Consider the following 16,279-nt stretch of genomic DNA (forward strand, 5'->3'; position numbering starts at 1 on the left):
CTGTGCACCTTCGATTGATCCGGTTAGGCTGGCTGGCGTCGTCGGGTGGCTTGCAGGGCGAACGTGTCGTCCTACCCGCTGGGAGGACATTTCATGCGTCGCCATGAGCCCCTTTCAGTCGGATGGTGCGGCAGGATTGCGGTGACCCGTCGGTGTAAATCCACACACGACCGAGTCACGCAACGGCGCGCGACAGGAGCCAAGAAGTCATGCAGACCAAGCTGGACGCAGCCAAGGCCGAGCTGCTCAAGAAGGCAGCCGCAGCCGCTGAGAACAGCCAGGTAGGAGGAGCGGCGCCCGGGGAGGGTCTGAGCAACGGCGCTCTGACCGCGTACCTGCACCACTACTACCTCCACACGGCGCCGGAGGACCTGGTCCACCGCGACCCGGTCGACGTCTACGGCGCGGCCGCCTCCCACTACCGGCTGGGCCTCAAGCGTCCGCAGGGCACCGCCGAGGTGCGGGTGCACACCCCCTCGGTCGAGGAGAACGGCTGGTCCTGCGGCCACACCGTGGTCGAGGTCGTCACCGACGACATGCCCTTCCTGGTCGACTCCGTCACCAACGAGCTGTCCCGCCAGGACCGCGCGATCCACATCGTCATCCACCCCCAGCTGCTGGTCCGCCGTGACATCACCGGCAAGCTGCTGGAGATCCTGGACATCGACGCCTGCTCCCGCAGCCAGGCCGCCGGCGCCGAGTGGCCCGCCGACGCGACCGTCGAGTCGTGGATGCACATCGAGATCGACCGCGAGACCGACCGCGACGACCTGCGCGCCATCGAGGCCGACCTGCGCCGCGTGCTCGGCGACGTCCGCGAGGTCGTCGAGGACTGGGGCAAGATGCGCGAGAGCGCGCTGCGCCTGGCCGACGAGCTGGCCGAGCAGCCCCCGGCCGGCCTGCCCGAGCAGGAGGTCGGCGAGGCCTGGGAGCTGATGCGCTGGCTCGCCGACGACCACTTCACCTTCCTCGGCTACCGCGAGTACGACCTGGTCGGGAACGAGGGCGACGAGGTCCTCAAGGCCGTCGCCGGGACCGGCCTGGGCATCCTGCGCTCCGACCCGCACGGCCACGACGACGCCCACCACCCGGTCAGCGCCGCCTTCGGCCGGCTCTCCGCGCCGGTGCGCGCCAAGGCCCACGAGAAGAAGCTGCTGGTCCTGACCAAGGCCAACAGCCGCGCCACCGTGCACCGCCCGTCCTACCTGGACTACGTCGGCGTGAAGAAGTTCAACGCCGCCGGCGAGCCGATCGGCGAGCGCCGCTTCCTCGGCCTGTTCTCCTCCGCCGCCTACACCGAGTCGGTCACCCGGATCCCGGTCGTGCGCCGCAAGGTCCAGGCGGTGCTGGAGGAGTCCGGCTTCTCCAGCGAGAGCCACGACGGCCGCGACCTGCTCCAGATCATGGAGACCTTCCCGCGGGACGAGATCTTCCAGACCCCGGCCTCCGAGCTGCTCTCCATCGCGACGAGCGTGCTCTACCTCCAGGAGCGCCGCAAGCTGCGGCTGTTCCTGCGCCAGGACGAGTACGGGCGCTACTTCTCGGCGTTCATCTACCTGCCGCGCGACCGCTACACCACGCGCATCCGGCTGCTGATCACCGACATCCTCAAGGAAGAGCTGAACGGCGCCACCATCGACTACACGGTGTACGCCACCGAGTCGGTGCTGACCCGCCTGCACTTCATGGTCCGGGTCGCCCCGGGCACCGAGCTGCCGCAGCTCACCGACACGGACATCGAGCGGATCGAGAACCGCCTGGCCGAGGCCGCCCGGTTCTGGATGGACGGCTTCCACGACCAGCTGCACACCGAGCTGGGCGAGGAGAAGGCCGCCGAACTCGGCCACAAGTACGCCAACGCCTTCCCCGACGGCTACCGCGCCGACTTCCCGCCGCGCACCGCCGTCGCCGACATCAAGCAGATCGAGTCGCTGCACGGCGAGGGCGACTTCCGCCTGAACCTGTACCAGCCGGTCGGCGCGGGCGACGACGAGCGCCGCTTCAAGATCTACCGGGTCGGCGGCCCGATCTCGCTCACCGAGGTCCTGCCGGTGCTCCAGCGCCTGGGCGTCGAGGTGCTGGACGAGCACCCGTACGCGCTGCGCCGCTCCGACGGCACCACCGCGTGGGTCTACGACTTCGGCCTGAAGCTGCGCGAGGCCACCGAGCTCACCGACGAGGCCCGCGAGCGTTTCCAGGAGACCTTCGCCGCCACCTGGACCGGCAAGGCCGAGAACGACGGCTTCAACGAGCTGGTGCTGACCGCCGGGCTGACCTGGCGCCAGGCGATGATGCTGCGCGCGTACGCCAAGTACCTGCGCCAGGCGGGCTCCACGTTCTCCCAGGACTACATGGAGGACGCGCTCCGCAACAACACCCACACCACCCGCCTGCTGGTCAACCTGTTCGAGGCCCGGCTGAGCCCCAGCCACCGCTCGGGCGCCCTGGAGCTGACCGAGGGCATCCTGGAGGAGCTGTCCGGCGCCCTCGACGAGGTCGTCTCGCTGGACGAGGACCGCATCCTGCGCTCCTTCCTGAACCTCATCCGGGCCACCCTGCGGACCAACTTCTTCCAGCACACCGCGTCCGGCGAGTGGCACTCCTACGTGTCGATGAAGTTCGACCCGAAGGCCATCCCGGACCTGCCGGCCCCGCGCCCGGCGTTCGAGATCTGGGTCTACTCGCCGCAGGTCGAGGGCGTGCACCTGCGCTTCGGCAAGGTCGCCCGCGGCGGTCTGCGCTGGTCCGACCGGCGAGAGGACTTCCGCACCGAGATCCTGGGCCTGGTCAAGGCGCAGATGGTCAAGAACACCGTCATCGTCCCGGTCGGCGCCAAGGGCGGCTTCGTCGCCAAGCAGCTGCCGGACCCGTCGGTGGACCGTGACGCCTGGCTGGCCGAGGGTGTCGCCTCGTACAAGACCTTCATCTCGGCGCTGCTGGACATCACCGACAACCTGGTCGGCGGCGAGGTCGTGCACCCGGCCGACGTGGTCCGCCACGACGAGGACGACACCTACCTGGTCGTCGCCGCCGACAAGGGCACCGCGACCTTCTCCGACATCGCCAACGGTGTCGCCGAGTCCTACGGCTTCTGGCTGGGCGACGCGTTCGCCTCCGGCGGCTCGGCCGGCTACGACCACAAGGGCATGGGCATCACCGCCCGCGGCGCCTGGGAGTCGGTCAAGCGCAACTTCCGCGAGCTCGGCGTCGACACCCAGACCGAGGACTTCACCGTCATCGGCATCGGCGACATGTCCGGTGACGTCTTCGGCAACGGCATGCTGCTCAGCGAGCACATCCGTCTGGTCGCCGCCTTCGACCACCGCCACATCTTCCTCGACCCGAACCCGGACGCGGCCGTCGCGTACGCCGAGCGCCGCCGCCTCTTCGAGCTGCCGCGCAGCTCCTGGGACAACTACGACAAGTCGCTGATCTCGGCCGGCGGCGGGGTCTTCCCGCGCAGCGCCAAGTCGATCCCGCTGACCCCGCAGGTCCGGGCGGCGCTGGGCGTCGAGGCGACCAAGCTGACCCCGGCCGAGCTGATGAAGGCCGTCCTCCAGGCGCCGGTCGACCTGTTCTGGAACGGCGGCATCGGCACCTACGTCAAGGCCTCCACCGAGACCAACGCCGAGGTCGGCGACAAGTCCAACGACGCCATCCGCGTCAACGGCGAGCAGGTCCGGGCCCGGGTCATCGGCGAGGGCGGCAACCTCGGTTGCACCCAGCTGGGCCGCATCGAGTACGCGGCCACCGGCGGCCCCGAGGGCACCGGCGGCTGGATCGACACCGACGCCATCGACAACTCCGCCGGTGTGGACACCTCGGACCACGAGGTCAACATCAAGATCCTGCTCAACCAGGTGGTCGCCGAGGGCGACATGACGGTCAAGCAGCGCAACGCCCTGCTGGCCGAGATGACCGACGAGGTCGGCCACCTGGTGCTGCGCAACAACTACGCGCAGAACGTGGTGCTGGCCAACGCCGTCTCCCAGGCGCACAGCATGGTCAACGTCCACGCGCGGATGATCAACCGCTTCGAGTCGAACGGCCAGCTCGACCGCGGGCTGGAGTTCCTGCCCGCCGAGCGCCAGATCCGTGAGCGCCAGCAGAACGGCCGCGGCCTCTCGCAGCCCGAGATGTCCGTCCTGCTCGCGTACACCAAGATCATCCTGGCCGAGGAGCTGCTCGCCACCGAGCTGCCGGACGACCCGTACTTCCGCACCTCGCTGCACGAGTACTTCCCGACCGCGCTGCGGGCCAGGTTCGCCGACGCGATCGACAACCACGCGCTGCGCCGCGAGATCATCACCACGCTGATCGTCAACGACACGATCAACCGCGGTGGCTGCACCTTCGCCTTCCGCCTGAAGGAGGAGACCGGCGCGACCTACGAGGAGATCGCCCGGACGCACACCGCCGCGCGGGCCGTCTTCGACCTGGAGCAGATCTGGGCCGAGATCGAGGACCTGGACAACAAGGTCCCGGCCCGGGTGCAGACCAAGATGCGCCTGCACTCGCGGCGCCTGGTCGAGCGCGCCACCCGGTGGATGCTCAACAACCGCCGCCAGCCGCTCGACATCGCCGGCACCATCGAGTTCTTCCACGACCGGGTCAGCCAGGTCTGGGGCTCGCTGCCCAAGCCGCTGCGCGGCGAGGACCTGGCCTGGTTCGAGTCGGTGTACGGCGAGCTCGCCGCCGCCGGCGTGCCGGAGGAGCTGGCCACCCGGATCGCCGGCCTCTCCTCGGTCTTCCCGACCCTGGACATCGCCGAGGTCGCCGACCGTTCCGGCAAGGACGTCGCCGAGGTCGCCGACCTCTACTACGACCTGGGCGACCGGCTCCAGATCTCGCACCTGCTCGACCGCATCATCGAGCTGCCCCGCACTGACCGCTGGTCGTCGATGGCCCGGGCCGCGATCCGCGAGGACCTCTTCGCGGCGCACGCGGCGCTGACCGCCGACATCCTGGCCTGCGGCCCCGAGGGCGCCACCCCGGAGGAGCGGTACAACGCCTGGGCCGAGCTCAACGCGACCCTGCTGAACCGCGCCCGCACCACGCTCGACGACATAAGGGGTTCGGACAACTACGAGCTGTCCAGCCTCTCGGTCGCGATGCGTGTCATCCGCACCCTGCTGCGCACCGGTTCGATGCGCTGACGGCTCCGGCAAGACGGCGGGCCCGCGTCCACTCGGACGCGGGCCCGCCGTTTTCGCGTTCGCGGACGGTGGCGGGGCGGTGACGCTGCGCCCGTTCCCGTTTGTGCGCAGGATGTGCACCTGTGGTCAACGTCGCGTCACGAGTTTCGCCATTTCTCACCAGGAGTGCCGACAGCGCGTGGAATTTCGCCCCAACTGCCCTTTTTGGCGGCTGTTCTGACATGCCGGGAGTTGCAGTAGGCTGACTCCGCGATAGGCGTCGCCGCAGGTCTCGTGCCGGAGAGCACCCACATCAGGTGCCTTTCGGAGGAGGTTGGGCCGCCAGTCCCATTCGCGTTTCGGGGCCCGGACCGGCTCCACGCGATGCCACCTGAAGAGAGTTTCATGACGTCATTTGTGCAGGAACCCTTTTTCTGGGTCTTCATCGTGGTGATGCTCGTAGCCGTCGGAGCGGCCCTCCAGGCCCGTAGGACGAACCTCGCCCTGCGAAGGAGAAACGTTTCCCTTGAGGAGGCGGCCGATCTCGCCCAGCGGCAGCGCGACGAGCTCGCCGTGCTGCACGACCGTGAGCGGAGCCAGCACGCCGCCGAGCTGACGGACGTCCGCCGGGACGCCGAAGAGGACACCAAGGCCGTCCTCAAAGCGGCGATGCGCACGCTCCAGGGTCTGGCCGACGAGCAGCAGATCGTCATCGACCGGGTGCAGCGCAAGTACGGCGACAGCCCCCAGATCCTCGCCGACCTGATGACGATCGACCACACCAACAGCCAGTTCGGCCGGCGGGCCCAAGGCATCGCGGTGCTCTGCGGCGGCTGGCTGGGCCGCCGGGAGAGCGTCGCCTCGGTCTTCGACGTGGTCCGCAGCGCCCAGGGCCGGATCCGGCACTTCGACCGGGTGCGGATCCACTCCCGGGTCAGCGTCTCGCTCGCCAGCAAGGTCGTCGAGCCGGTCGCCGTCGTGCTGTCCGAGCTGCTCGCCAACGCGACCAACTACTCCGCCCCGGACACCCCGGTGGAGGTCAGCGTCCAGGCCGTCCCCACCGGCGTCTGCCTGATCATCGACGACGCCGGCCTCGGCATGGGCCAGGAGGAGAAGGACCGCGCGGCGGCGCTCCTGAACCCCGGCGCGCCGATCAGCCTCACCAACCTGGGCAACCCGCCGAAGTTCGGCTTCGCCGTCTCCGGCATGCTCGCCGCCCGCTACGGCTTCCGGGTCTCCGTCGACTCGGTCTCCCCCTACGGCGGAGTGCGGGCCGTCGTGCTGCTGCCGGCCGAGCTGCTCAGCAGCGAGGTCGCGGCCCCGCCCGTCGCCGAGCACGGCGACTACACCGACTACCAGACCGCGCCGGCCGAGCAGCCCGCGCAGGCCTGGACGCAGCAGATCCCCGCCCAGCAGCCCGGCCCGGCCTGGACGCAGGCCCCCGGACAGCGGCTCGTCTCGCTGCCCGACCCGGGGACGGCCCCGCTGGCTCCGGTGCCGGCCGCGACGGCGGCACCGGAGATGACCGCGGACGGGCAGCTGCCGCGGCGCCGCCGCCAGCGCCCGGTGTCGGTCGTCCCCTCCCCACAGCAACCCGGCCGGGCCGCGGACCCGGTGCGCGGCCTCGGCCAGAACACGCCGTCCCGTCTCGGCGCGTTCCAGCGCGGCACGCTGTCCGGGCGCAACACCACGACCACGGAAGGAACCGAGATCCAGTGAGCCGCGACCTGTCCTGGGTGCTCAACGACCTGCTCCAGGTACCCGGAGCCCGGCACGCCATCCTCGTCTCCGCCGACGGCCTCCTGCTCGAACGCTCCAGCGAGATAGGCCGCGACGAGGCGGAGACCAACGCCGCCGCGATGAGCTCGATGCAGTCGCTGAGCCGCGCGGTGGCCCCGTTCGTCGGCGGGGGCGGCGGCGTCTGGCGCCAGACCCTGCTGGAGTACGACCACGGCTGGATCTTCCTGATCGCGGCCGGCAGCGGTGCGTACCTGGCGGCCTCCACCGCGCCCGACGTCGACATGGAGGCGATGTCCTTCCGGATGCAGCAGCAGGTGGGCGCACTCGGCCGGGCGATGTCGGCGGCGCCGCGCCAGAGCACGCTCAGCGGTTCATGACGGTGGGCGGCGAGGAACAGCTCACCGGCGGCTTCATCCGCTCCTACGTCATCACCGGTGGGCGGGAATTACCGGATGCGGACGACCTGTCTCTGATCACCCTGGTCACCATCGGGCCGGGGCAGGAGCTGCCCGGCCTGGCGAGCCCGGAGACCCGGGCGATCTGGGAGCTGTGCTCCGGCGGCTACCTCTCGGTGGCCGAGGTCGCGGCGCGGCTTGAGCTGCCGGTAGGGGTTGTGAGGCTGCTGCTGACCGACCTGATCCGCGAAGGGCGGCTGCTGCGCCGATCGGCCCCGCCGCCGGCCCAGGCCCCGGACCCGAGACTCCTTGAGAAGGTACTGCATGGACTTCAACGCCGGTTCGCCTGAGGACATCTACGTCCCGGGCGCGGTGACGACCGCCGTCAAGATCCTGGTCGTCGGGCACTTCGCGGTCGGCAAGACCACGCTCATCAGGGCGCTGTCGGAGATCGCCCCGCTGAGCACCGAGGAGAGCATGACGCAGGCGTCCGTCCGCGTCGACGACCTCCACGGCGTACCGGACAAGAAGACCACGACCGTCGCCCTGGACTTCGGCCGGCTGACGCTGGACGACGACCTGGTGCTGTACCTGTTCGGCACGCCGGGGCAGCAGCGGTTCATGCAGCTCTGGGAGGACATGGCGCGGGGGGCGCTGGGAGCGCTGCTGCTGGCCGACCCGACCCGGCTCGCGGACACCTTCCCCGTCATCGACCTGATCGAGCAGTACGGCCTGGACTACGCGGTGGCCGTCAACAGCTTCGACCGGCAGAGCGACTACACCGAGGACCAGCTGCGCGAGGCGCTCGACCTGCTGCCGCACACCCCGGTGGTGTTCTGCGACGCGCGGGACCAGCGCTCCTCGGCCGACGCCCTGCTGACGCTCGTCCGGCACCTGCTCGCCAGGGCCTCCTGACTTCCCCCACGCCTCCCTCCCCTCAACTCCCGGGTCCGCATCCGCCCGGGGTCACCTCCAAGGAACGACCCATGGAATCTCCGCAGCGACCCTCCCCGCAGTCGCCCCCGCCGGGCTGCCCGATGCACGCCGGCGTGAGCACACCGCTCTACGGGGACCTCTTCTCCGCCGACCCCGGCGCGGTCTACGAAAAGCTGCGCGCCAACGGTCCCGCCGCACCGGTGGAGCTGGCCCCGGGCGTGGACGCCACCCTGGTCACCTCGCACGAGGCGGCGCTGCGGGTGCTCCAGAACCCGGGGATGTTCGCCCGGGACTCGCGGCGCTGGGCGGCGCTGAACGAGGGGCGGGTGCCGATGGACAGCCCCGTCCTGCCGATGATGTTCTACCGGCCCAACTGCCTCTTCACCGACGGCGCCGAGCACCTGCGGCTGCGCAAGGCCGTCACCGAGAGCCTGGAGCGGCTCAACGACAACCGGCTCAACCGGCACGTCGAGCGGATCGCCGGCTACCTGATCGACCAGTTCAGCCCGCTCGGCCGGGCCGACCTGATCAACGACTACGCCAAGCTGCTGCCGCTGCTGCTGTTCAACCAGCTGTTCGGCTGCCCGGCCGACATCGGCGACCGGCTGACCCGCAGCATGTCCGCGCTCTTCGACGGCCTCGACGTGATCCAGGCCAACGAGGAACTCACCTCCTGCCTGATGGACCTGGTCGCGCTCAAGCGCCGCCAGCCGGGCGACGACATCACCTCCTGGCTCATCCAGCACCCGGCCGGGCTGCGGGACGAGGAGCTCAAGGACCAGCTGGTCATGCTGATGGGCGCCGGCGTCGAGCCCGAGCGCAACCTGATCGGCAACGCGCTGCTCCTGCTGCTGTCCGGCGAGGGCGGCCCCGGGCTGCGCATCGAGGACGCCCTCGACGACGTGCTGTGGAACAACCCGCCGATCGCCAACTACGCGACGCACTACCCGATGCAGGACCTCAACGTGGGCGGGGTCCCGATGGACGCGGGCAGCCCGGTGGTGATCAGCTTCGCCGCCGCCAACAGCGACCCGGCGCTGACCGACGCCCGACTGACCCTCAGCAAGGGGGCCCACCTGGCCTGGGGCGCCGGCCCACACGCCTGCCCGGCCAAGTCCCCGGCCCAGCTGATCGCCCTGAGCGCGATCGAGTGCCTGCTCAACGCCCTGCCGGACGTCACGCTCGCGGTGCCCGCGGAGCGTGCGGAGTGGCGGCCGGGCCCGTTCCAGCGCGGTCTGGTCTCGCTGCCGGTGCGGTTCAGCCCGGCGCCCGCCCGTACCGCCGGGCCCGCCGCGAGCGCGGACGCCGCCGCGGGCGGGCCGGTCGGCTGGGCGCAGGGCGGCACCGAGCCGGGCCAGGCGTACCCCCAGGGCGCCGTGGCCGGGGCCGCCCGGGGGCCGCAGCACCAGCAGCACCAGCCGCACGCGCAGCACCCGCAGCATTCTCAGCACCAGCCGCACGCGCAGCATCCGCAGAAGAAGGGCTGGTGGAGCTCCTTCCTGGACGTCTTCCGGCTCTGACGCGGGCTCCGGGCGAGGACCGGACGGCCTGTCGGAATCCGACGCGCCGTCCGGCTTCGTGCTGCCGCCGTGCGGAAGGCGGGTTCCGTTTGCGGTGCTGTACGTGACGGGAGCAACACGATTCGACGCTTGAGCGCGCCGTTGCTGGGTAGGTCGCCGCCGTACTGACCGCCCGCGCTCAAGGAGCCCAGTGTGACCGCCATGTTGGAAACCCGCCCCGCGGATCCGGAGGTCCCCGACGCCGGGGTCGACCGCCGAGCCGCCGTGCCACTGCTGCGCAGGCTGCGGTCGGCCGAGGCGCTCGCCGATCCGGGGGCGGTCTACGACGGGCTGCGGGCGCTGGGCGACCTCGTCCCGGCGCCCTGGGGTGGCTACCTGGTCACCGGCTACGACGCGTGCGACCAGGTCCTGCGCGGCCGCACCTGGCTCGCCCCCGACTTCGCCTGGCAGGAGCGGCAGAGCGACCCGAAGCGCTGGGACGCCGTCGCCACCCAGGAGATGAGCCGCACCCTCTCCCGGCTCAACGCCCCCGAGCACACCCGGCAGCGGCGCAGCCTCGGGAACCTCTTCGACCGCAACACCCTCCGGGACATGGGCCCGCGCATCGAGGCCGACGTCACCGAGCTGCTCGACCGCCTGGCCGAGCGAATACAGGCGGACGGCGGGGCGGACTTCGCCGGTGTGGTCAGCGAGCAGCTGCCGATCAACACCGTCGGGCGCTGGCTGGGCATCGGGCCGCAGGACTACCCGCACATCCTGACGATGACCCACAACCAGGTGCACGCCCAGGAGCTGCTGCCCACCAAGAGTCAGCTGGCCGTCTCCGAGCAGGCCACCAGGGACCTGCGCGAGTACTTCACCCGCCTCGTCCGGGAGCGCCGCGAGGCGAACGGCGACGATCTGATCGCCGGCTGGATCCGCACCTGGGACGCGCTGGGCGGCGACCGCGAGGACACCGACCGGGTCGTCTACGACCTCACCATGTTCGTCACCATCGCCTCGCTGGAGACCACGGCGACGCTGCTCTCCTCGATGGTGTGGCTGCTGCTGCGCTCGCCCGGCCGGTGGCAGTGGCTGCGGGAGCACCCGGAGCACATCGACGGCGCGATCGAGGAAGTGCTGCGCTACGACCCGCCGATCCGCGTCAACAGCCGGGTCGCGGGCGAGGACACCGTGCTGGCCGGAACGTACCTGCCCAAGGACACCATGGTCCACGTGATGTACGGCGCCGCCAACCGCGATCCGCGCCGCAACCCGGACCCGCACACCTTCGACCTGCTCCGCCGGGGCAGCCACCTCACCTTCGGCGGCGGCGCCCACTACTGCCTCGGCGCGGGCCTGGCCCGGATGGAGGCGCGCGCCCTGCTCGGCCAACTGCTGCGGCGCTTCCCGACCCTGGAGGCGCAGAGCGCGCCCGAGTACGCACCCCGGATGGTCTTCCATCGGGTGACGTCCCTGAGAGTGGTGGCATGAACGTTTCTCCCCGGACGTCTCAGTACCCCGCGCACGCGATGCAGCCCCCGTACCTGACGAACCCCGCGCCGCCCGCCGCCTGGTACCCCGAGCCGGATCCGGCCCCGGCTTCTGTTCCCGCCCCTGCCCCTGCCCCTGCTCCGGCTGTCGAGCCCGCGGTCGCCCGTACGGTCCGCGCCGAGCTCCGCGGCCCGGTGCTCCACGTCGAGCTGGACAGCCCCGGCACCGGGAACGCCGTCACCGCGGCCATGCTGGACGAACTCCTCGCCGTCCTCGCCGACCCCGACCCGGCCGTACGGGTGATCGTGCTGTCCGGGGCCGGCCGGGACTTCTGCCTCGGCGGCGACCGGGAGGAACTCGCCGCGGGCCTCGACGAGGACCCCACCGGCGGCGGCATCCGCAGGTACGGGGACAAGGCCCGCAAGGTCTGCGAGGCCCTCACCAGCAGCCCCGCCGTGACCGTCGCCCGGGTCCAGGGCCGGGCGACCGGCGCCGGCTTCGCCCTGGCGCTCGCCTGCGACCTGCGGGTCGGCGCCGACAACGCCGTCTTCCGGCTGCCCGAGCTGACCCTCGGCCTGCCCGTCGCCTGGGGCGGCCTGCTGCCCCGGCTGATCCACGAGGTCGGCCCGGCCCGGGTCCGCGAGATCATCCTCACCGGCCGCCCGGTCGGTGCGGTGGAGGCGCGTGAACTCGACATCCTGCAACGCGTCGTCCCCGAGCAGGACCTGGACACGGCGGTGGCCGAGTGGACCAGGCCGATCACCCGCCGCCCCGAGGCCGCGCTGCGCGTCACCAAGACGCTGCTCGCCTCCCACGCGGCGGCGACCCGGATGGCCGACGCCTCCGTGCTCGACTCCGAGCTGATGGCCTCCGTCCTCGCCGCCGCCCACTACACCCGCGGCCTCGCCGACCGGCCCCCGGCACACTGACCCGGCCCGCCCGCCAAGGGCCCGTGTCCTCCCCGGACGCGGGCCCTTCCGCGCGTGCGGAAAACCAGTTGTAGGTCGTGCCCGCACGTTCGCTACCCTGTGCGATCGATGACGGGGAAGATCGTGGTGGGGACCGTGGGGACTGTGGGGATCATGGGGACGACGCGTGGTGCGCGGATGGCCGGGGCCGTCCTGACGACGGCTCTGGTCGTGGCCGGCGCGGCCGCCTGCGACGGCGGTGACAAAGAGGGGAAGGCCGCCGCGGCCAGTACGCCGCCGCAGCCGTTCGGCACCGGCGGCTACCGAGGGCTGACGCTCTCGATGACCAAGGACGCCGCGCTGGCCACCGGCGCCCTGGAACCGGCGCCGGTCTCGCTGCTCAACGGCTGCACCGACTACGCGTACAAGGGCGGCCCGGCGCCGGACCCGGTCCGGATGGCGGCCGAGAAGGAGGCCGGCGACAAGGCCCACAAGGCGCTGGCCCGGATCGACGAGATCAAGGCGCAGCGCAAGCCGCTCGAACCGCTGGCGCCCGGGGCCTCGCTGGAAGAGATCATCAAGCACAACGACCTCGCCCAGGAGTGGATGCGGCAGGAGAACGCCGTCCGGCCGGAGATCGACGCGCTCCTCAAGGACACCGACCTGATCGGGCCCGCGCGCAAGAACCGCGACCAGACCTTCCGGACCACCGGCCGGGTCAACTTCGGTACGACGGGCCTGCGCCAGCTGGTCGCCCCGGCCGGCGCGCACACCGCCGAGGGCGTCGGCGCCGGCTCGACCGAGGAGGAGCTCAAGCAGGCCTACGCGGGCAAGGAGCTCCAACCGAACAAGGACGGCGCGTACGAACTCCCGGCCGAGGGCGGCGGTCCGGACTGGTTCTACGAGTTCACCATGGCCGACGGCAAGGTCGCGGGCCTCGCCCTGGTCAAGCACAACACTTACTGTTCCTGAGATTTCGGGGGGCCATGACATGGAGATGAAGCGCGGGTCGACGCGCACGGTGGGCATCGGCGTCGGCACCACCCTGGAGGCGCTCCAGCAGGCCTACGGCGCCGAGGGCCTCCAGCCGGCCAGGAGCGGCACGTACGTGATGCCGGTCGAGGGCCGGCAGGGCTGGCAGTACGAGTTCACCGTGGACACCGGCAAGGTCGCCGGGATGGCCGTGGTCAACCGCGACATCAAGTGCGTCTGACCGCCTGACGGCGCGACAGGGCTCCGATGAACCACTGGGTTCGTCGGGGCCCGTTCCAGTGGTGCCCGTCGGTCAGCGGGAGGCGGCGCGTTGGAGGGCGCTGGCGAGGAGGGCGAGGTCGGTGGGGCCGTTGCCGAGTTCGCGGACCGGGCGGCGGGCCGGTGGGGCGCCGAGTTGGAGGGGGTCTATGGCGACGACGGTGGGGCGCAGGGTGGCGGTGCGCGGGATGCGGCCGCTGATCCGGGCGGTCTGGAAGGCGCTGACGCCGCCGTCGGGGAGGCGGAGGTAGCCGCGGCCGGGGGTGTCCTCGGGGAGGGCGGCCGCGTCGCCGAGGTGGATGAGCAGGTCGGAGTCGGCCGGGTCGTCGGTGCGCAGGGCGATCCGGAGCAGGGCGGCCTCGTCGACCTCGGTGCCGGCGCTCTCCTCGGGGCGGCCGGTGGCGACGGCGAGGTGGATGCCGAGCGGTCCGCCGCGGCGGGCGACGGCGGCCAGCGCTCGGGCGAGCGGGCGGCCGGCGGGGGAGGTGGGGGAGAGCAGCGCGTCGTAGTCGTCGACGACGACGACCAGCCGGGCGGGCGCGGGGCCGGGTGCGACGCCGGGCCGGGACGCCTCGGCGCTGCGCGGCGGGATGACGCGGGGGGCCGGGAGGGACGTGCCGGCGCCCACGGCGGCGGGCACCGGGACGGCGCCCTCCTCGTCCAGGCACTGTCCGTCCAGGATGCGTGCGGCGTGCCAGGAGGCGAAGTCCAGTCCGTCGAACAGCCGCTCCCGCAGGGCGAGTTCGTCCTCCAGTGCCTCGGCCGCGAGCAGTGCGGCGCGCGGTTCGGCGGCGGCGTTGACCCGGCCGGTGACGTGCGGCAGCTCGGTGCAGCCGTCCAGGCCGTCCTCGGTGGCCCGGCCCTCGATGATCGTGACGGCCAGCCGTTCGGGGCGCTCGGAGACGGCGAGGGAGGCGACCAGGGTGCGCAGCAGTTCGGTCTTGCCGGAGCCGCGGGCGCCGCCGATCAGCAGGTGGGGGCCGCCCGGGTCGGGGGAGGGGAGGGTGAGTTCGGGGTCGGCGAGGTCGAGCGTGCAGAGCTCGTCCCGGGTGGTGCCGAGCAGTGCGGTGGCGGCGCCGATGCCGCCGGCGTGCGCCTCCCAACGGGCGGACAGCTTGGCCGGGGTGACGGTGTCGAGCTGGAGCAGGTCGAGCAGCCGCAGGGCGTCGGGCAGCGGTCCGCGGGCGGCCGGGGTGGCTTCCCGCAGCGGGGAGAGGACGCGGGCCAGCCGTTCGGCCCAGGCGTCCGAGACGGCGTCCAGGGAGACCTCGTGCAGGGTCTCCCGGCCGCGGGCGGCCGGGCGGTTCAGCGAGAGCTGGGTGCCGACCTCGCCGGTGATCAGGGCGGTGGCGCCGAGGCCCCGGGGGAGCAGTTCGGGCTGTTCGGCGAGGCAGATCGGGAAGATGCCGACCGCCGGGCCCTGGCGCAGCAGCAGGTCGAGCGCTTGCCGGGCGGCCTCGGCGGCCGGGCGGCCGTCCACCACGACCACGGTGGCGGGGTGGCCGGTGAGGCCGCTCGGGCCGCTGAGCCGGGCGGTGAGTTCGGTCAGCCGGGCGGTGGCCTGTTCGTCGTCGAGGCCGATCAGCAGCCGGCAGTCCTGGCCGTCGACCGGGCGCAGGTGGGGCAGCCACAGGGCCCAGGCCCAGGTGTCGACGCGGTCCTCGGCGGCGCGGGCCGGGTCGGCGTCGACCACGACGAGGCTCAGCCCGGTCGGCGGGTGCAGCGCGGCGAGTTGGGCGACGACGGCGCGGGTGAGCGCGTCCAGGCGCTCGCGCGGGCCGCTGAGGCCGAGGCTGCCGGCGGTCTGGAGGTCGAGGGTGACGGGGACGGAGGGCAGCATGGTGCCGGGTGTGGTGCCGGGGCCGCCGGGGCGGTCGGCGGTGCCCAGCCGCAGGGTGAGCGCGTCGGGGTGGCCGGGGCCGCGCTCCCAGAGCCGGGGGCCGGGGCCGACGGCGTTGAGCAGCAGGGTGGCGAGGTCGGGCCAGCGTTCGCGCTGGGCGGCGGTCTGGCGCAGCCGTACGGCGGCGTGGTGGCGTTCGGCGCTCTCCTGGCCGGGCGGCTCGGCGGTGCGGCCGGGCAGCAGGGAGAACAGGCCGCGGCCGCGGCCGGGCGCGGGTTCGGGGGCGGCGGGCGGCTCGATCACGTGCGGTGCGGGCCGGGCCGGGCCGGGGGCGGCGAGCTGGAGGTGGCCGTGGCCGTCGGGGAGGGCGGCGCGGGCGGGCTCGCCGACCGGTTCGAACAGTTGGACGGTGGATTCGCCGATCCGCAGGACGGCGCCGGGCTCCAGCGGGACGGCGGCCTCCGGCGGGCAGGGCGGGACGAGCCGGCCGTCCAGGGTGGTGCCGTTGGTGGAGCCGAGGTCGCGGACGGCGACCTTGCCGTCCGCGGTGAGGTGCAGGGAGAGGTGCAGCCGGGAGACGTCCGGGTCGTCGAGCGGGACGTCGGCCTCGGCGGAGCGGCCGACCCGGATCTCCCGGCCGTGCAGCCGGTGCACGCCGCCGGCGTCGGGGCCGCCGACCACGCGCAGTTCGGCGGCGGCGGGGGTGTCGTCGGGGTCGTCGGCGGTGGGGTCGGGCTCGTTCAGGCTGAGGACGGCGCCGTCGAGCAGCGGGGGGTGGCCGAGCAGGGTGTGTTCGTCGACCCGGTGCGCCCCGGCGTACAGGTGCACGTGGGTGGCGGCCCGTGGACCGCGCACGCCCACGGCGCCGGCGAGCGCGCCCGCGATGGCGCCGAGCGCGGTGCCGACGGGCGCGGTGACCAGCACGTCCACGTAGGGAATGGCGGAGCCGGCGGCGGACGGGCCGCTGCGCGGTCGGAGGACGGTCAGCCGGATCTGCATCTCGCCCGCGGGTCCCTTCTGCTGATGTGAAGCCTGGTGCCGCTGCCCGGTGCCGGGGCACCGTTGGGCCACACGAGTGGCG

Annotated in this window: 11 protein-coding genes; 10 read left to right on the forward strand and 1 reads right to left on the reverse strand. The window is 72.5% G+C overall.

Annotated elements, in window-relative coordinates:
- The first annotated feature begins 209 nt into the window (after positions 1–209).
- The 10 genes from QWJ13_RS31705 (at position 210) to QWJ13_RS31750 (ending at position 13,320) form a co-directional block, all read left to right on the forward strand.
- Positions 210–5,156, forward strand: coding sequence for an NAD-glutamate dehydrogenase (locus QWJ13_RS31705; protein ID WP_316528912.1), 4,947 nt, complete (start codon positions 210–212; stop codon positions 5,154–5,156).
- 384 nt (positions 5,157–5,540) lie between these two features.
- Positions 5,541–6,854, forward strand: a complete 1,314-nt coding sequence (locus tag QWJ13_RS31710) for an ATP-binding protein (RefSeq protein WP_316528913.1) — start codon at positions 5,541–5,543, stop codon at positions 6,852–6,854.
- Positions 6,851–7,252, forward strand: a complete 402-nt coding sequence (locus QWJ13_RS31715; protein ID WP_316528914.1) for a roadblock/LC7 domain-containing protein — start codon at positions 6,851–6,853, stop codon at positions 7,250–7,252. Before QWJ13_RS31710 ends, QWJ13_RS31715 begins: the two co-directional genes overlap by 4 nt.
- On the forward strand, positions 7,249–7,620 hold the full coding sequence (locus QWJ13_RS31720; protein ID WP_316528915.1) for a DUF742 domain-containing protein: 372 nt from the start codon (positions 7,249–7,251) through the stop codon (positions 7,618–7,620). Before QWJ13_RS31715 ends, QWJ13_RS31720 begins: the two co-directional genes overlap by 4 nt.
- Positions 7,595–8,185: a GTP-binding protein gene (locus QWJ13_RS31725; protein WP_316528916.1), complete on the forward strand. Its 591-nt coding sequence runs from the start codon at positions 7,595–7,597 to the stop codon at positions 8,183–8,185. Before QWJ13_RS31720 ends, QWJ13_RS31725 begins: the two co-directional genes overlap by 26 nt.
- A 71-nt stretch (positions 8,186–8,256) precedes the next feature.
- Complete coding sequence (locus QWJ13_RS31730) at positions 8,257–9,726, forward strand: cytochrome P450 family protein (protein ID WP_316528917.1); 1,470 nt, start codon at positions 8,257–8,259, stop codon at positions 9,724–9,726.
- Between the two features lie 339 nt (positions 9,727–10,065).
- The gene (locus QWJ13_RS31735) at positions 10,066–11,199 is read left to right on the forward strand and encodes a cytochrome P450 (RefSeq protein ID WP_316529257.1); all 1,134 of its coding nucleotides are present in this window, start codon (positions 10,066–10,068) and stop codon (positions 11,197–11,199) included.
- A complete protein-coding gene (locus QWJ13_RS31740; RefSeq protein WP_316528918.1) occupies positions 11,196–12,128 on the forward strand; it encodes an enoyl-CoA hydratase/isomerase family protein in 933 nt (310 codons plus the stop codon). The genes QWJ13_RS31735 and QWJ13_RS31740 overlap by 4 nt, the downstream gene beginning before the upstream one ends.
- A gap of 153 nt (positions 12,129–12,281) precedes the next feature.
- A complete protein-coding gene (locus tag QWJ13_RS31745) occupies positions 12,282–13,079 on the forward strand; it encodes a hypothetical protein (protein ID WP_316528919.1) in 798 nt (265 codons plus the stop codon).
- A 19-nt stretch (positions 13,080–13,098) separates the two neighbouring features.
- Positions 13,099–13,320 (forward strand): hypothetical protein, encoded by a 222-nt coding sequence (locus tag QWJ13_RS31750; RefSeq protein ID WP_316528920.1) that lies wholly within the window; start codon positions 13,099–13,101, stop codon positions 13,318–13,320.
- 72 nt (positions 13,321–13,392) lie between these two features.
- On the opposite strand, the gene QWJ13_RS31755 is transcribed toward QWJ13_RS31750, so the two are convergent.
- Entirely contained in the window at positions 13,393–16,197 is a 2,805-nt protein-coding gene (locus QWJ13_RS31755) for an FtsK/SpoIIIE domain-containing protein (protein WP_316528921.1), read from the reverse strand.
- Between the last annotated feature and the right edge of the window lie 82 nt (positions 16,198–16,279).

It is taken from the genome of Kitasatospora brasiliensis, from assembly GCF_032654805.1.
Classification (GTDB): domain Bacteria; phylum Actinomycetota; class Actinomycetes; order Streptomycetales; family Streptomycetaceae; genus Kitasatospora; species Kitasatospora brasiliensis.